The following is a 15,757-nucleotide window of genomic DNA, read 5'->3' as shown; positions in this document are numbered from 1 at the left end:
AAATGGCGAGGTTCTTAAGAAAACTGATGCCGAGGCGTTTTCGCATGGACGGGATTGCGATCCCGGCGATCCGGCTTCACGGCACGATCATGTCCGGTGGCGGGCAGTTTCGCCCGGTCCTCAATCTCGCGACCGTCGCGCCTGTTCTCGAAAAGGCCTTCTCGGTCAAGGAAGCGCCGGCTATTGCCATTTCCGTCAATTCGCCCGGCGGCTCGCCCGTCCAATCCCGGCTGATCTACCAGCGCATTCGCGATCTTGCGGATGAGAAGAAGAAGCGCGTGCTGATCTTCGTCGAGGACGTCGCTGCCTCGGGCGGCTACATGATCGCGCTCGCCGGAGACGAGATCATCGCCGATCCGAGTTCGATCGTCGGCTCGATTGGCGTCGTTTCCGGCGGCTTTGGCTTTCCGGAACTGCTGAAGAAAGTCGGCGTTGAACGGCGCGTCTATACTGCAGGCGAGAACAAGGTCGTGCTCGACCCGTTCCAGCCGGAAAAGGAGCGTGACGTCGAGTTCCTCAAGAGCTTACAGCTGGATATCCACGATACCTTCATCCAACTGGTCAAGGCCCGCCGCGGTTCGCTGCTTGCCGATCATCCCGATATCTTCTCGGGTCTTTTCTGGACCGGGCGGCGCGGCCAGGAACTGGGCCTCGTCGACGCTCTCGGCGACATGCGCGGCGAGGTGAAGAGGCGCTACGGCGAAAAGGCGCGCCTCGAACTGATCCAGCCGTCCCGCAGCCTCTTCGGACGCCGTCAGCCGGGTGCGACCGTGGACGGATCGATTGCCGCACCCCTGGCCGCGTCGGCCGCTGCGGGCCTCATCGAAGCGATCGAGGAAAGGGCACTTTGGGCGCGCTTCGGCCTATGAGACAATGGCAACTGATCGGGGGGCATCTGGTCGGGGCCTCTGGTCAGGCGTGCACGGCCGCTGTAACAAAAGCTGCCGCATCTCCTGTCCGAGATCCCGTCTGATCCAAGGAGGAGCAGAGGAGAAACCATGCCGCAGATCATCCTGCTCTTGATTGTCGCCCTCATCGCCTGGATCGGCTACCGCAAGTTCATCGCCGATGCCCAGAAAGTGACGCGTCACCAGGAACGCTTGCGCCGGGAGCGCGAGACCGGCGCCAACGGGACGCTCGTCAAGGATCCGAAGACCGGAGAATATCGCCTGAAGCGCGACGACGAGTGACGTCTGCCGAACGGGTCGGTCTGGCCGTCTGATCGGCAAGGCGCTTGACCCTTGCCTTGCGGCATGGCACCTGTCCGGCAAGATTTCGAAGAATTCGGACGTGATCCCATGACCATCGCCTCCCTTCCGGACCATATGAACCCGAAGCGTTCCTTCCAGGCTCTGATCCTGACGCTGCACAATTACTGGGCCGACAAGGGCTGCGCCGTGCTCCAGCCTTACGACATGGAGGTCGGAGCCGGTACGTTCCATCCGGCGACGACGCTGCGTGCGCTCGGCCCGAAGCCGTGGCGTGCGGCCTACGTCCAGCCCTCGCGCCGCCCGGCCGACGGTCGCTACGGCGAGAACCCCAACCGGCTGCAGCATTACTATCAATACCAGGTGCTCCTGAAGCCGAACCCGTCCAATCTGCAGGAACTCTACCTCGGTTCGCTGGAAGCGATCGGCCTCGATCCGCTGCTGCACGATATCCGCTTCGTCGAGGACGATTGGGAAAGCCCGACGCTCGGCGCCTGGGGACTTGGCTGGGAGTGCTGGTGCGATGGCATGGAAGTCTCGCAATTCACCTATTTCCAGCAGGTCTGCGGCATCGAGTGCTCGCCGGTTTCCGGCGAGTTGACCTATGGCCTCGAACGTTTGGCGATGTATGTCCAGGGCGTCGACAATGTCTACGACCTGAACTTCAACGGCCGCGAGGGTGCGGAGAAGATCAGCTATGGCGACGTGTTCCTGCAGGCCGAGCAGGAATATTCGCGGCACAATTTCGAATATGCCAACACGGCCATGCTGCATCAGCACTTCATCGACGCCGAGAAGGAGTGCGTGGCGCTACTGGCCGCCGGCGCTCCAGGCGATGCCAGCAACAACCGTCTGCACAAATGCGTCCTTCCCGCCTATGACCAGTGCATCAAGGCGAGCCACGTCTTCAACCTACTGGATGCGCGCGGCGTGATCTCGGTCACCGAGCGGCAGAGCTATATCCTGCGGGTTCGCACGCTGGCCAAGGCCTGTGGCGAGGCCTTCCTGCTGACCGACGCAGGCGGTGCAAACGGGGCGAGAGACGCGGCCTGATCAAGCGGCGACGCTGATCCTTCGGCCGCATGGCAGGACGGCCAGGTTGGCTGGCGGCCGCGTGCCGGTGGACGATTCCCCGTGTTGCGTGCAGAAGAACTGGGTGCCATCGAGCCGCAACATCGGTTCCAGTGTCATTGATCGCCCATTCGTCAATTCGCCGGCGTAGATTTGCAGGGCGCGGCGAACGCCGGCTGGCCTCTCGACCGGTGCTGCGCTCGCATGGGCAGTGAAGAGGGCCGTAAAGGCGACGACGTTGATGAAGGTTGCGAGCGAAGTCATGGTCCTGTCTGCATGTTGCGGTTGTTGATGATTTGAGTATCGGCCACAAGCGCCCATCGCGCCGTTACCGGCGGAACAGTTCGGCGCCGGGGTCTGGACCGCATGCAATCTGCTGCAAAATAGTGATTTCGACGGGTCCAAAATGGCGGGCGGCGATCTTGCCGTTGAGCCGGTTTGATTGCAGAAAAGCCTTCGAATTGGAGCGGGGAAATGTATGCTTTTTGCCTGCGCGTCCTGTATCTCGCGGTCGGAGTCGGTGCTAACCTCCGGCGGGTTCTGAAGGAGGGCATTGCATGATCGGGCTGGCAATCGGGGTCGCCGTGATCCTTTACCTGGTTTTCGTCTACAACGGACTCGTCAAGGCACGGCAGATGGCCGAAGAGGCTTGGTCAGGTATCGACGTGCAGTTGAAGCGTCGCGCCGACCTCATCCCCAACCTGATCGAGACGGTGAAGGGTTACGCGGCACACGAGAAGTCGACGCTTGAGGAAGTCGTCGCCCTGCGCAACCGGGCCCAGGCTGTCCCCGAGGGCGACATCGCCGCACGAGCGGCGGCGGAAGGGGCGCTCTCGCAGGCGCTCGGTCGCGTCTTTGCGCTCGCCGAAGCCTATCCGGATCTGAAAGCCAATGAGAACTTTGCCGAGCTCCAGGGCTCGCTGGAAACGATCGAAGGCGAGATCCAGATGTCGCGCCGCTATTACAACGGCGCCGCCCGCGATCTCAACGTCAAGGTCGATAGTTTCCCGTCCAACCTGATCGCCAGCGCGTTCCGCTTCGCCAAGGCCAGCTATTTCGAGATTACCAACGAGACAGATCGCGCTGTGCCGTCGGTCAAGTTCTGAGACGGTGCGGAAGAGGAAATCCTGATGAAGCGGCTTCTCGCTGCGCTTGCGTTCGTGGTTCTTTTCCTTGCCGCGCCCTTTCCGGCTGCGGCGGAAGAGATCATTTCTTCCTACCATTCGGTCATCGATGTCGACAGGGACGGCACCCTCACGGTGACCGAAACGATCACCGCGAACGTCGAAGGCAATCAGATCCGCCGCGGCATCTATCGTGATTTTCCCCTGACGTTCGTCGACCCGGACGGCCGGCGCGTCCAAGTGGATTTCAACCTGGTTTTCGTCGAACGCAATGGCGAGCAGGAGGAATACCGAACCGAATCGGTCAACGGCGGCATCCGCATCTACACCGGCAACGCCGACGTTTTCCTGCCGCGCGGCGAGCATATATTTCAGATCACCTATGAGACCGGCCGCCAGATACGCTTCTTCGATGATCACGACGAGCTCTACTGGAACGTGACCGGAACTGAATGGGCGTTCCCGATCGAGGAAGCGACCGCGACCGTTACTTTGCCGGATGGTGTCGTGGCGCAGGCGCTCGACGTCTTTACCGGCGGCTACGGTGCGACCGGCAAGGATGCGCGCGCGGTCGAGGAGGGCGGCGAAATCTTCTTTGCCACCACGCGCAGGCTTCGGCCCCAGGAAGGCCTCACCATCGCCATCAAGCTGCCGAAGGGGAGCATCGACCGGCCGAGCGCCTCGCAGCAGAACATCTGGTGGCTGCGCGATCACCTGGCGCTGGTCATCGCCGGCGTCGGCTTCGTCGTCGTGAGCCTCTATTACGGGCGCGCCTGGGTCCGCGTCGGTCGTGATCCCGCCCGCGGCGTCATGGTGCCGCGCTGGGACCCGCCGGACGGGATTTCGCCCGCCCTCGTCAACTATATCGACAGCAAGGGCTTTTCCGGTGAGGGTTGGACCGCGCTCTCGGCAGCCGTACTCAACCTGGCGGTCAAGGGATATGTCGTCCTCGATGATCTGAAGAACGCCATCATCGTCTCAGCGACGGGCAAAAGCGGTGGCGAAAAGCTTCCGACCGGCGAGGCGGCGCTGATGAAGGCGGTCGACGCGGCCGGTGGGACGCTCAAGATAGATCGGGCGAACGGCAAGGCGGTGGCGGCCGCCGGGTCCAGCTTCCGCAGCGCCATGGAGCGCGAGCATCGCGGCAAATACTACCGCGCCAACACCGGCTACATCATCGGCGGCGTCGCGCTTACGATCGTTGCGCTGGCGGCGCTGTTCATCTTCGGCGGGCTCAGCGAAGCGACGATCCCCTTCATCATCGTCCCGGTTTTCGCCGGAGTTTTCGTTTCAGGCTTCGCCGTTTCGATCGGCAAGTCTCTGAGGCGCGGGTCGAGCCTCGTGAGGCGCATCCTGTCGATCGTCGTGCTGGCCTTCATCGCCTTCGTGCTCATCGCCGTCTTTTCGAGCATCCTTGCGGTGGTCATCTTCTCGGCGACCGAAGCGGACGACCTGCCGCTGTTCTTCGCGATCGGCGGCATCGTGCTCGCCAACGGGCTGTTCTACTACCTGATGGGAGCGCCGACGCCGCTCGGCACCCGGATGATGGATGGTATCGACGGGCTTCGGCAATATATGACGCTGGCAGAGCAGGATCGGCTGAACATGCAGGGCGCCCCGGAAATGTCGCCGCGGCACTTCGAAACGCTTCTGCCCTACGCCGTGGCGCTTGGCATCGAAAAGCCCTGGACCGAGACATTCGATCGCTGGCTGCTTGCGGCAGCCGGGGGGGCGGCAGCCGCCGCCTACCAGCCGAGCTGGTACCATGGCGATAGCTTCGGCCCCGGGTCCTTTTCCGACACGATCGGGGGCTTCGCCGGCTCGATGGCCGATACCATGACCTCCTCGCTGCCCCCTCCGCCCAAGAGTTTCTCCTCCGGCTTTTCTTCCGGCGGCGGCTTTTCCGGCGGCGGCGGTGGGGGCGGTGGTGGCGGCGGCTGGTAGATGACGCCGATTTCCTCGTCGCACTTGATGACAATTTCGCCGGGGCTTGCTAAGTCCCGGGGCGACCGACCGGAACAGAAAAAAGTCTGGATTCATGCCCGATCTTCTTATTGAACTGCGCTCAGAAGAAATTCCTGCCCGCATGCAGCGCAAGGCGGCCGGCGATCTGAAGAAGCTCGTAACGGACGCGCTCGTCGAGGCGGGTCTCACCTATGAAGGCGCGCGTGAATATTGGACGCCGCGCCGGCTGACGCTCGACATACGCGGCCTGAACGCGCGCTCCGCCGATATCCGCGAGGAACGCAAGGGGCCGCGCACCGACGCCAACGAGAAGGCGATCGAAGGTTTTCTGCGCGCCGCCGGCCTCTCCTCCATCAGCGAGGCGCATGTCCACAGCGACCCGAAGAAGGGCGATTTCTACGTCGCCCACATCGTCAAGCCCGGCCGCGACGCGGAGGTCATCATCGCCGAGGTGATGCCGGCGATCATTCGCGACTTCCCCTGGCCGAAGTCCATGCGCTCCGGTGCCGCCTCGGCGAAGCCTGGCAGCCTGCGCTGGGTGCGGCCCTTGCAATCGATCGTCTGCACCTTCGGCGCCGAAACCGAGGAGACCAGGGTCATCCCCTTCGAAGTCGACGGCATCGTCGCCTCGAACGTCACCCATGGCCACCGCTTTCACGCGCCTGAGCCGATCACGGTGCGCCGCTTCGCCGACTATGCCGACAAGCTCGAAAAGGCGAAGGTCGTGCTCGACGCCGAGCGCCGCAAGGAGATCATCGCCGCGGATGCCCGCAACGTCGCCTTCGCCAATGGCCTTGAATTGGTCGAGGACGAGGGCTTGCTCGAAGAAGTGGCGGGTCTCGTCGAATGGCCGCGGGTGCTGATGGGCAGCTTCGAGGAGAGCTATCTCCAAATTCCCTCCGAAATTATCCGCCTGACGATCAAGACCAATCAGAAATGCTTCGTGACGCGGCAGCCGGGCGCGGAAACGCTGTCGAACCGGTTCATCCTCGTTTCTAATATCGAAGCCAGCGACGGCGGTCGTGAGATCGTCCATGGCAATGGCAAGGTCGTGCGTGCGCGCCTTTCGGATGCGGCGCATTTCTGGAAACGTGACCAGGGCGACCTGCCGGACCTCGAGACGCTGCGACCGTCCGCCGAGAAGTTCGGTCTTGATCTGAAGAAGCCGCTCGACCAACGCATGGCGAAGCTCGATGCGCTGAACGTCACCTTCCATGCCAAGCTCGGAACGCAGGGCGAGCGCGTCGCCCGCATCCGCTCGATCGGCTTGGCGCTTGCCGAGGCCACCGGCGCCGACAAGACCCTGGTCGAGCGCGCCGCCGTGCTTGCCAAGGCGGATCTGCGCACCGAGGCCGTCGGCGAGTTTCCCGAGCTGCAGGGCATCATGGGCCACAAATATGCGGTACTGCAGGGAGAGAATGCCGCGGTCGCCAACGCGATCGAGGACCATTACAGGCCCCAGGGTCCGTCCGATCGCGTGCCGACGAACCCTGTCTCGGTCGCGGTTGCGCTCGCCGACAAGCTCGACACGCTGGTCGGCTTCTGGGCGATCGACGAGAAGCCGACCGGCTCGAAGGACCCCTATGCGCTGCGCCGTGCCGCGCTCGGCGTCATCCGGCTCATTCTCGAGGGTAGGGCGCGTCTGCCGCTGCTGCCGTTCTTCGACGTCGCGCTCAAGGCTCTGAGGGCGCAGCGGCCCGATCTGGCCGGCGATATTGCCGCGGACCTTCTCGCCTTCTTCCATGATCGCCTGAAGGTCTACCTGCGCGATCTCGGGGCGCGCTACGATCTGATCGACGCGGTCTTGACCTCAGAGGCCGACGACCTGTTGATGATCGCCCGCCGCGTCGAAGCGCTGACCGCTTTCATCACCGCCGAGGAGGGCAAGAACCTGCTCGCTGGCACGAAGCGCGCCACGCAGATCCTCGCGGCCGAGGAGAAGAAGGGCACCGAGGTCGCGGACAACGTGGACGAGAAGCTCTTCCGGCTCGACGCCGAAAGGACGCTTCACGCCTCGATCAAGCTTGCCTCCGGTGATGCCCGCGAAGCGATCGTCAAGGAGGATTTCCGCTCCGCCATGGCAGCGCTCTCCAAATTGCGCGAGCCGGTCGACGTGTTCTTCAACGACGTACTCGTCAATGACGAAGACAAGGCGATCCGTGCGAACCGCCTGGCGCTCCTGGGGCTGATCCGCGCGGCGACCGGCGAGGTTGCGGACTTCTCGAAGATCTCGGGATGAGAGGCTAGGCTGTCGACAACCACAGGCTCGATCCTATCTCTGGAGAATGACGAGCGACAATCCGAGCGCAGGCGCAGGTGTGATCGAACCTCCGGGCACGAAGCGGCGCGGCGACTGGATCGACGTGGCCGAAGACGCCATTCCGTTCGAGCGTATTGAAGCCTTCTTTGCCGGGCGCGCCTACGAGCCGCACCGGCACGATACCTATGCCGTCGGCCAGACACTCTCGGGCGTTCAGAGCTTCCATTATCGCGGCGCCGAGCGCACGAGCCTTCCCGGCGGCACGATGGTGCTGCATCCCGACGAGGTGCATGACGGCCAGGCCGGCGGCGAGCACGGGTTTCGCTACCGCATGATCTATATTGAGCCGGCGGCCGTTCAGCGCGTTCTCGGCGGCCGGCCGCTGCCCTTCATCAAAGGCGGCATCTCATCCGATCCGCGGCTCTTCGCGGCGGTGCATGCTCTCTTACCGGCGACGGATGCCCGGATCGAGACCTTTGAGTTCGAGGACTGCCTCTTCGAACTTGCCCATGCACTGGAAGCCGCGGCCGGTGGGCCTGCGAAGGTTGGCGGCGCGCTCGATTATCGCGCCGCCGAGCGGGCGCGCCTCTACCTCCATGACTTGCCCGACGGTACCATCACGCTTGAGACGCTCGAGGCGGTCAGCGGCCGGGACCGCTGGGGCCTCAGCCGCGACTTCCGCCGTCTGTTCGGCACCAGTCCCTATCGCTACCTGGTGCAGCGGCGTCTCGAAGCCGCAAAGGTCAATCTTCGTCACGGTGTCCCGGCCGCGCAGGCTGCGGTCGATGCCGGCTTTGCCGACCAGGCGCATCTGAGCCGCCATTTCAAGAAGGCATTCGGCGTCACGCCGGGTCGATGGCTGCGTATGGTGGAAATGCCTGCGGGCACAGAGGCGGAGCAAGCCTGAAGCGCGCGCGTCTTATCAGACGCACAAAGGCCGCTGTGGCACTTTGAATGGCTGCACGATCGTTCAAGACCCGATCACCGGAAATGGCTGTAACTCCTCCGGAAACAACGCGAGGAAACAGCCATGAACGTGTCCAGTCGTCCCCACGCACCTATCAATTTTGCCGAGAAGCTGGCGCGGATTGCCGATCAGTGGCAGCCACGCGTGATCGCCGAACTCAACGACTATCAGCTTAAGATCGTCCGCATCGAAGGCGATTTCATCTGGCACGACCATCCGGAAACGGACGAGGCCTTCATCGTCCTCGAAGGCATGCTTCGGATCGACTTTCGCGACGGTTCGGTCACGCTCGGTCCGGGCGAAATGTACGTCGTGCCGAAGGGCGTCGAGCACAAACCCTATGCGGCAAGTGAAGTGAAGATGCTGCTGATCGAGCCAAGAGGCACGGCAAATACCGGCCAGGCGGGCGGTGAACGCACGGCTGCGAATGACATCTGGATCTGACGGGGCTGGCACCATGGTCGGCGACCTCGCGCTTCTTGCCCTTGCGGCCTTGCCGCTGATGGGCAGTCCCGGGCCGGCAACACTCAGCCTCGCCGGCATGGCGGCCGCCCATGGCGTTTCCAACACTCTGCGCTACGCCGCCGGTATCAACATCGGCACCATTGCAGTCGTGTTGCTGATCGCAACCGGCGTCACCGCAATGGTTCTCGGTCTGCCGGGCATGAAAGTGGTGATTACTGTCCTCGCCGCGGTCTACATGCTTTATCTGACATGGCACATCGCCACGGCGCCGCCGGTCGCCGCCGCTGAACAGGGATCGCCGAGACCTTCGTTTCTCGGCGGCTTTGTGCTGGCGATCGCCAATCCGAAGGCCTATGCGGCGATCGGCGCCGTCTATGCCGGCAGCCTGATCGAGCCTGGTCAGGGGGCCGGGGCGGCCATTGCGAAGGTTCTTGTCCTCGCGTTGGTGGCGATCGTCGTGAATACGACCTGGCTTGCCTTTGGCGCGGCCATTGCGAAGGTCCTGCGGGATCCAAGGCAGGCACGGATAGCCAATGTCGTCTTTGCCAGTCTGCTGCTTGTCTCGCTTGCTCCGCTGCTGCTTGGATAACGCATTTTCCCTTGTAGCGGCACCGTTCGGGGCGCTATGAACGCGGCATGACCGCCAAGATACTCGTCAGCGCCTGTCTCATGGGCCATGCGGTGCGCTACGATGGCGCGGCGAAACCGCTGTGCCATCCGGCAATAGAACGTTGGCGTGCGGAAAGTCGGCTCGTGACCCTCTGTCCCGAGATGTCGGCGGGAATGCCGGTTCCGCGACCGCCGGCGGAGATCGAGGCAGGCAGGACCGGTGCGAACGTCCTTTCCGGCGTGGGACGCGTCCTCGAAAAGACCGGCGGCGATGTGACCGAGGCGTTTCGCCGGGGCGCGGAAAACGCTCTTGCTCTTGCACTGGCAGCAAACTGTCGTTTCGCGCTGCTGATCGACGGCAGCCCGTCCTGTGGCTCCAGCTTCGTCTACGATGGCAGCTTCAGCGGCGAGCGCGTCCCCGGCGAGGGCGTCACCGCGGCGCTGCTACGCAAGAACGGCATAGAGGTCTTTTCCGACCGCGAAATCGGGCTGCTGGTCGAGAGACTTGGCCGCGAAGATGAGGCTGACCCATAAAGATTACGCCCCTGCTTCTCTCAGGGGCGCAACCTTTCGCCATTGCAGCGAAACGCCCATCAGCCTTGAATATTCCGGCCGATGGGGCAGGGAACCTTATGTATATGGTGTTAATCTAATCTAAGTTCGAACCCCGACGGATCAAATTCCTGTGAAGCGCTGCCGGCCATCGAGGCACTCACCGGTTCGGCGCGCGACACGATCCCGACGGCGGCGGTCTTTGCCGTCTGGTCGACGTCCGCGATCCCGGCGAGCGAGGCGGCGGTAACGCCCGTCGCCGCCGGATCTGCTTTCACGGCGGCGGCCTTGATCACGTCCTCGGATGCCTTGTTGACGAAGACGACCGGCGATCCTCCGAGCCAGGCCTCGGTGCGGACCGACTTCATTTCGCCATCGATCTGCTTGAGCTCGAGCTTGGCGGTGCCGGGCGTCAGCTCAGGAACGACATAGGAGGCCTTCTTCTTGGGCTGCAGCGGCGGGCACTCTGCGCAGGAGATCGTCGCGACGCTGGAATTTACGGCCTTTCCGGACGCCACGTCCTCGACCGACGACGCTGCCGCTGTGCCGGCGGCAAGCGTAAGGACGGCGGTGATCAGCAGGGAACGCATCGGCTTCTCCTCGAATGTATCGAGGAGGAGAATATAAGACTTCCCTTACCTTCTCGTCAGGAGAATTGGTAAAAATTGAATGATGCCGCGATCGCGGGCGGTTACGCCTTTTCGCGCTCGACCGCGCGCCATCCGATGTCGCGGCGGTAGAAGCCGTTCTCCCAGGAAACGCCGTTCACGCCTCGATAGGCGGCATCCTTTGCGTCGCTGACGGTCTGGCCCATGGCTGTGACGTTCAGCACACGGCCACCCGTGGCGACCAGGCGACCATCCTTGATCGCCGTACCGGCATGAAACACCCTTGTCGTGGCGGATGGTTCGGGGACGGCCGCGATCGGCGTGTTCTTTTCATAGGCTCCCGGATAGCCGCGCGAAGCCATCACGACCGTCAATGCCGCTTCGTCATGCCACTCGATTTGCATGCCGTCGAGCGTGCCCGTCGCTGCGGCGTAGAGCAGGGGCAGCAGGTCGCTTTTCATGCGCATCATCAGGACCTGGCATTCCGGGTCGCCGAAACGGACATTGTATTCGATGAGTTCCGGCCCCTTCGCGGTGATCATCAGTCCGGCGAAAAACACGCCCGAGAACGGATGCCCGCTTTCGGCCATGCCGCGCACGGTCGGTTCGATGATCTCCTTCATCGTCCGCCCGACCATCTCGGCCGTCATCACCGGTGCCGGCGAATAGGCGCCCATACCACCGGTGTTCGGTCCCGTATCGCCGTCGCCGACACGCTTGTGATCCTGCGCCGATGCCAGCGGCAGCACGGTCTTGCCGTCGCAAAGGCAGAAGAAGCTTGCTTCCTCGCCATCGAGGTAGGCTTCGACGACGACCTCTGCCCCGGCGGAGCCGAAGGCGCCGGCGAAACACTCGTCGACGGCGGCGAACGCCTCGTCGAGCGTCGTCGCTACCGTGACACCTTTGCCGGCGGCGAGCCCATCCGCCTTGATGACGATCGGCGCGCCCTGTTCGCGGACATAGGTCTTGGCCGGGCTGGCTTCGGTAAAGCGCCTGTAGGCACCGGTCGGGATTGCGTACTTGGCGCAAAGATCCTTGGTGAAGCCTTTGGAACCTTCAAGCTGGGCAGCGGCGGCAGAGGGGCCGAAGACGGGGATGTCTGCGGCACGGAGTGCGTCCGCGAGACCGGCAACAAGGGGCGCCTCGGGGCCGACCACGACGAAATCGATCGTCTTCTCGCGGCAGAAGTCGACGACAGCTGTGTGGTTGTCGACGTCGAGCGCGACGATCGTCGCCTCTTCGGCGATGCCGGGATTGCCTGGCGCTGCGTACAGCGTGGTGAGCTGCGGCGACTGCGTGATTTTCCATGCAAGCGCGTGTTCGCGTCCGCCCGAGCCGATCAGAAGAACCTTCATTGCCATCCCTGCCGTCAGCGCATTGATGCGCTGCGGTTAGGACGTCGAGCGGGGCGAGGTCAAGAAAAAACCGGCTCCGCGCGCAAGATTCACCAACGGGCTTTGGATGTCGAGTTCCGACGGCTGCTGCCGGAGTGCTCGTCGGCGGGGCGCTCCTTGACATGCTGCGCCGTCCGGGTGAGCGCCCAGATCGCCAGGTCGTCGAGCGAAAGCGGCTTGCTGATCAGATAGCCCTGGAAGCGGTCGCAGCCGGCTGCCGTGAGCATAGCCAGCTTTTCCGGCGTATCGACGCCTTCGCCGATCACCGCCATGTCCTTCGCATGGCAGAGTGCGACGACTGCCTTGAGGACGGAAAGGGAGTGCGACGCGGTGAGGTTGGTAACGAGCGCCCGGTCCAGCTTGATGGTGTCCGCGGCGTAGTCGATGATCTGCTCGATCGAGGTGTAGCCGGCGCCGAAGTCGTCGATCGACAGGCGGAAGCCCTTGTGGCGCAGCTCGTCGATGTTCTGCCTCAACTGGTCGCTGATCTTGACGGCGAATGTCTCGGTGAGCTCGATGTCGATCGATCGCGTTTCGAGCCGATGGCGGGCCGCGCAATCCGACAGATAGTCGCCGAGCGCGCGTGAATGCAGCTCCGCCGAAGAGATGTTGATCGCCAGCACCGTATCTTGCCCGAAGAGTGCCTTCAACTGACGGCAGTCGGACATCGCCTTGTTGATGACCCACCAGTCGATCTTGGTGAAAAGACCGGAGCTTTCGGCAATCGGTACGAATTCGTCAGGCGTAACGGCGCCGAGAACGGGCGAATGCCAGCGCAACAGCGCCTCGCAGCCCGTGACTTGGCCGCGCACGTTGACGATCGGCATGTAGACAAGGCGAAACTGCTCGTCAGGATCGAGGCCCCGCAGTTCCTCCTGGATCTGGCGCAGCCGGGTACGCTTGTCATGCAGCGCACGAGAGAAGCGGGAGGAGCGGTTCCTGCCGCCGGACTTCGCCTGGTACATGGCCGCATCGGCATTGGATATCAGTTCGGCGACATTGGTCGCATCGTCCGGGCAGATGGCCACGCCGATGCTCGCCGTCACCGGATAGCGCTTGCCGGAAACTTCGAAGCCGCCGTCAAACAGGGCGAGGATCGCATCCGAGATCTCCCGGACAGTGCCTTCGCCCGGGTTCGATCGCACCAGAACGGCAAATTCGTCGCCGGAAAGGCGGGCGAGGATGGCAGTCTCCAGCTGCCTCCGCCGCGTGATAGTCTCGACGGTTTGTCCGATGCGCACCGCAAGCGTCTTGAGCAGATCGTCGCCGATATCGTGGCCGTGCTTGTCGTTGACGAATTTGAAATTGTCGATGTCGATGAACAACAGGCTGCACTTCTCGCCGCAAGCGATGGCTTGCTCGACGACGCCGGCCGCGAGTGTGTTGAAACGTCCGCGGTTGTGGATGCCGGTCAGCGTGTCGGTCCACGACTTCTGCTGCACGAGCCGCAGGGCATGGGCGGACTGGGAATGAAGCTCGCGGATGTTATGGGTTAGGCGCCCGATCTCACCAGCTTCGTCCATGTCCCTGATGTCGTCACGCTCGCCGTTCATCACCGCCGTGACGTCGGCGTCGAGGCTGGCGATCGGCCCGGTGATGAAACGCCTTAACAATAGCACGATCAAGAAGATGCAGATCAGGCTCATGGCGAGAGCACCGCAAGCAAGCAGCACCTTTCGGCGCAACACTTGAGCCTCGAAATAGGCGTCCGGGACGACGATCGTGGCGTAAAGCTGCGTTCCGAGCGGCGTACTCGCGGAAAGCTTATCGGTGACGGCGAGCGGCCATGGCTGGAGAACGATGTCGGCTCCATACTCCTTCTTCAGAGCTGCCTGCATTGCGAGGAACCGGTCCGGCAGGACGGCTATCTGCATCAGCAGCGCACTGGCCTTGTTGCTCGGCATGGGACGGCCAAAGGTAACCGGGTCGACGAAGAGGGAGTAGACGATCCGCGGACGGTCGCCGGTTGGCTCAAGATAGGTCAAGTCGCTCAGCCGCTTGCCGGCGATCAACTTTCTTCCAAGATCGCGCTGTGGTTCGTCGATCTCGGCAAAGGGATCCCAACTGTTCTCGAAATAGTATTCGGTCTCTGTTCGCGAGTTGAGGACGGCAAAGGAGATATAAGCTATCGGATCCTCGGATAGCGATTTTATGCTCTCCTGCAGACGCGCGCCGAGCGCGGTGGCGCGGTATCGCTCGTCGGTCTCGGCGACGAATTGGCGCAACACGTTACCGTTCAGGATAGCATTGAGAAAACTCTTGCTGCGCTGGACCTCGTTCTGGAAAACCGCGGCAGCGTGCTCCAGCCGTTGGGAAAGCTTCGCCTTCTCCAGTGCCTGAATGGAGCGCTCCTGGGCGAAATAGACCGAGAGCGCTGCGAGAAGGTAGCCGAGCAGCACGACGGGAAAGATTAGGAAAAGTGCGCGCTTGCTGAGGGTCACTGAAAATTCGCCAATGTGCTGATGATGCGTCGGCGCGCCTGGACCGACTGGATTGAAAGTTCCTGCTGGTATTGGCTTTTTGCCAGCGTCGGGGCTGGCGGGTAGATTTCCGGATCGGAGCGCGTCGCCTCCGGCAGAAGCTTCAACGCCGCGCTGCTCGTGGTCGGCATCGTCAAGGCGAGGGCGTTGGCGGCGGCGCTTTCCGGCGAACCTATGAAATCGAGGAACTCCAGGGCGCGCTGCTTATGAGGTGAACTGGCGATAACCGAAACGCAGTCGAGCCACGAAAGCGTCCCTTCCTGGGGGACCGCATAGCGCCACAGGCCCGGCCTATCGACCTTGTCGTTGAGGACGTGCTGATCGCCGCTGTAGCCGAGCGCCATATGGATGTCTTTGCCGGTCGCCTGGTCCTGGATGGCGGTAATGACATAGTCGTACGTCAGCACGGCTGGGGCCTGTGCCTTTAGCAGATCGAAGGCAGCCTTCAGGGTCCCGGTATCGCTGGTATTGATGGACGCGCCGAGCAGCATCAGCGGTGGCACGAAGAGTTCGGTGTGGTCGTCGAACATCGCAACATGCTTCTTGAGCGACGCTGCGGGGCGCATCAGGTCCTGCCAAGATGTCGGCGGCTGCGCGATAACATCGGAGCGATAGAGAATGCCGACCGTTCCGGAGAAATAGGGAAGCCCGTATCCGGCGCATCGATCCCGCCACTCTGGCGCATAGTCTGCGAGCGCGGGCAAATTGTCTTCACGAAGGGTCTCAAGAATGCCCTTCTTGCCGAAAAGATGCGCGCCGTTCTCATCGACGACGACGAGATCGATACTGTTGCTGGGATTGGCGAGAATCTCATCGCGCGCGTCGTCGCTATCGAAGTTTATCTGGCGGATTGCGACGCCCGTCTCCTGCGACCAGCGGTCGATGAGACCCTGGTCGATATAAGCTTCCCAGATCAACAGGTTGAGCGTTTCGGCACGGCTTGCGGCCGCGCACAGGAATGTCGCCAGGAAGACGGATGTCGCCGCACGCCTTCTCATTCTCTGCCCCCCGCTGAACAACCCCCACGGCAGACGGTAAACGGCAATAATTTAGG

15 protein-coding genes are annotated in these 15,757 nt (G+C 62.8%); 10 read left to right on the top strand and 5 right to left on the bottom strand.

Going from position 1 to position 15,757, the window contains the following annotated elements; genetic code table 11:
• The first annotated feature begins 2 nt into the window (after nt 1-2).
• The 3 genes from CO676_RS05615 to CO676_RS05605 all read left to right on the top strand — a co-directional run bounded on the left by CO676_RS05615 (nt 3) and on the right by CO676_RS05605 (nt 2,261).
• Nucleotides 3-869 carry a S49 family peptidase gene (locus tag CO676_RS05615; protein ID WP_014761345.1) on the top strand — a complete coding sequence of 289 codons (867 nt, stop codon included), beginning with the start codon at nt 3-5 and terminating at the stop codon, nt 867-869.
• A gap of 129 nt (nt 870-998) precedes the next feature.
• A complete protein-coding gene (locus tag CO676_RS05610; RefSeq protein ID WP_014761346.1) occupies nt 999-1,190 on the top strand; it encodes a hypothetical protein in 192 nt (63 codons plus the stop codon).
• 108 nt (nt 1,191-1,298) lie between these two features.
• Nucleotides 1,299-2,261: a glycine--tRNA ligase subunit alpha gene (locus CO676_RS05605; protein WP_097519954.1), complete on the top strand. Its 963-nt coding sequence runs from the start codon at nt 1,299-1,301 to the stop codon at nt 2,259-2,261.
• Here CO676_RS05605 and CO676_RS05600 read toward each other — a convergent pair whose 3' ends face one another.
• A complete protein-coding gene (locus tag CO676_RS05600; RefSeq protein ID WP_179875409.1) occupies nt 2,262-2,543 on the bottom strand; it encodes a hypothetical protein in 282 nt (93 codons plus the stop codon).
• 293 nt (nt 2,544-2,836) lie between these two features.
• Between CO676_RS05600 and CO676_RS05595 the strand changes: the two genes are divergently transcribed.
• The 7 genes from CO676_RS05595 to CO676_RS05565 all read left to right on the top strand — a co-directional run bounded on the left by CO676_RS05595 (nt 2,837) and on the right by CO676_RS05565 (nt 10,203).
• Nucleotides 2,837-3,385 (top strand): LemA family protein, encoded by a 549-nt coding sequence (locus CO676_RS05595; protein WP_097519885.1) that lies wholly within the window; start codon nt 2,837-2,839, stop codon nt 3,383-3,385.
• A 24-nt stretch (nt 3,386-3,409) separates the two neighbouring features.
• Nucleotides 3,410-5,347, top strand: a complete 1,938-nt coding sequence (locus CO676_RS05590) for a DUF2207 domain-containing protein (RefSeq protein WP_097519884.1) — start codon at nt 3,410-3,412, stop codon at nt 5,345-5,347.
• Nucleotides 5,348-5,441: 94 nt separating this feature from the next.
• Complete coding sequence (glyS, locus tag CO676_RS05585) at nt 5,442-7,607, top strand: glycine--tRNA ligase subunit beta (protein ID WP_097519882.1); 2,166 nt, start codon at nt 5,442-5,444, stop codon at nt 7,605-7,607.
• A gap of 46 nt (nt 7,608-7,653) precedes the next feature.
• Nucleotides 7,654-8,535, top strand: coding sequence for an AraC family transcriptional regulator (locus CO676_RS05580; RefSeq protein ID WP_097519880.1), 882 nt, complete (start codon nt 7,654-7,656; stop codon nt 8,533-8,535).
• A gap of 123 nt (nt 8,536-8,658) precedes the next feature.
• Entirely contained in the window at nt 8,659-9,039 is a 381-nt protein-coding gene (locus CO676_RS05575; protein ID WP_097519879.1) for a cupin domain-containing protein, read from the top strand.
• Nucleotides 9,040-9,052: 13 nt separating this feature from the next.
• Entirely contained in the window at nt 9,053-9,649 is a 597-nt protein-coding gene (locus CO676_RS05570) for a LysE family transporter (RefSeq protein ID WP_097519878.1), read from the top strand.
• Between the two features lie 47 nt (nt 9,650-9,696).
• The gene (locus CO676_RS05565) at nt 9,697-10,203 is read left to right on the top strand and encodes a DUF523 domain-containing protein (RefSeq protein WP_097519877.1); all 507 of its coding nucleotides are present in this window, start codon (nt 9,697-9,699) and stop codon (nt 10,201-10,203) included.
• A 110-nt stretch (nt 10,204-10,313) separates the two neighbouring features.
• On the opposite strand, the gene CO676_RS05560 is transcribed toward CO676_RS05565, so the two are convergent.
• The 4 genes from CO676_RS05560 to CO676_RS05545 form a co-directional block, all read right to left on the bottom strand.
• Nucleotides 10,314-10,811 (bottom strand): plant virulence effector HPE1-like domain-containing protein, encoded by a 498-nt coding sequence (locus tag CO676_RS05560; protein ID WP_097519876.1) that lies wholly within the window; start codon nt 10,809-10,811, stop codon nt 10,314-10,316.
• Between the two features lie 101 nt (nt 10,812-10,912).
• The gene (gene purD, locus CO676_RS05555) at nt 10,913-12,184 is read right to left on the bottom strand and encodes a phosphoribosylamine--glycine ligase (RefSeq protein WP_097519874.1); all 1,272 of its coding nucleotides are present in this window, start codon (nt 12,182-12,184) and stop codon (nt 10,913-10,915) included.
• A gap of 89 nt (nt 12,185-12,273) precedes the next feature.
• Nucleotides 12,274-14,664, bottom strand: coding sequence for a bifunctional diguanylate cyclase/phosphodiesterase (locus CO676_RS05550; RefSeq protein ID WP_097519873.1), 2,391 nt, complete (start codon nt 14,662-14,664; stop codon nt 12,274-12,276).
• Nucleotides 14,661-15,701: a spermidine/putrescine ABC transporter substrate-binding protein gene (locus CO676_RS05545; RefSeq protein WP_097519872.1), complete on the bottom strand. Its 1,041-nt coding sequence runs from the start codon at nt 15,699-15,701 to the stop codon at nt 14,661-14,663. The genes CO676_RS05550 and CO676_RS05545 overlap by 4 nt, the downstream gene beginning before the upstream one ends.
• Nucleotides 15,702-15,757: the final 56 nt, after the last annotated feature.

Origin of the sequence: Sinorhizobium sp. BJ1 (assembly GCF_002531555.1) — a bacterium.
GTDB classification, from domain to species: domain Bacteria; phylum Pseudomonadota; class Alphaproteobacteria; order Rhizobiales; family Rhizobiaceae; genus Sinorhizobium; species Sinorhizobium fredii_B.
This window is presented reverse-complemented; position numbering and strand designations above follow the sequence as displayed.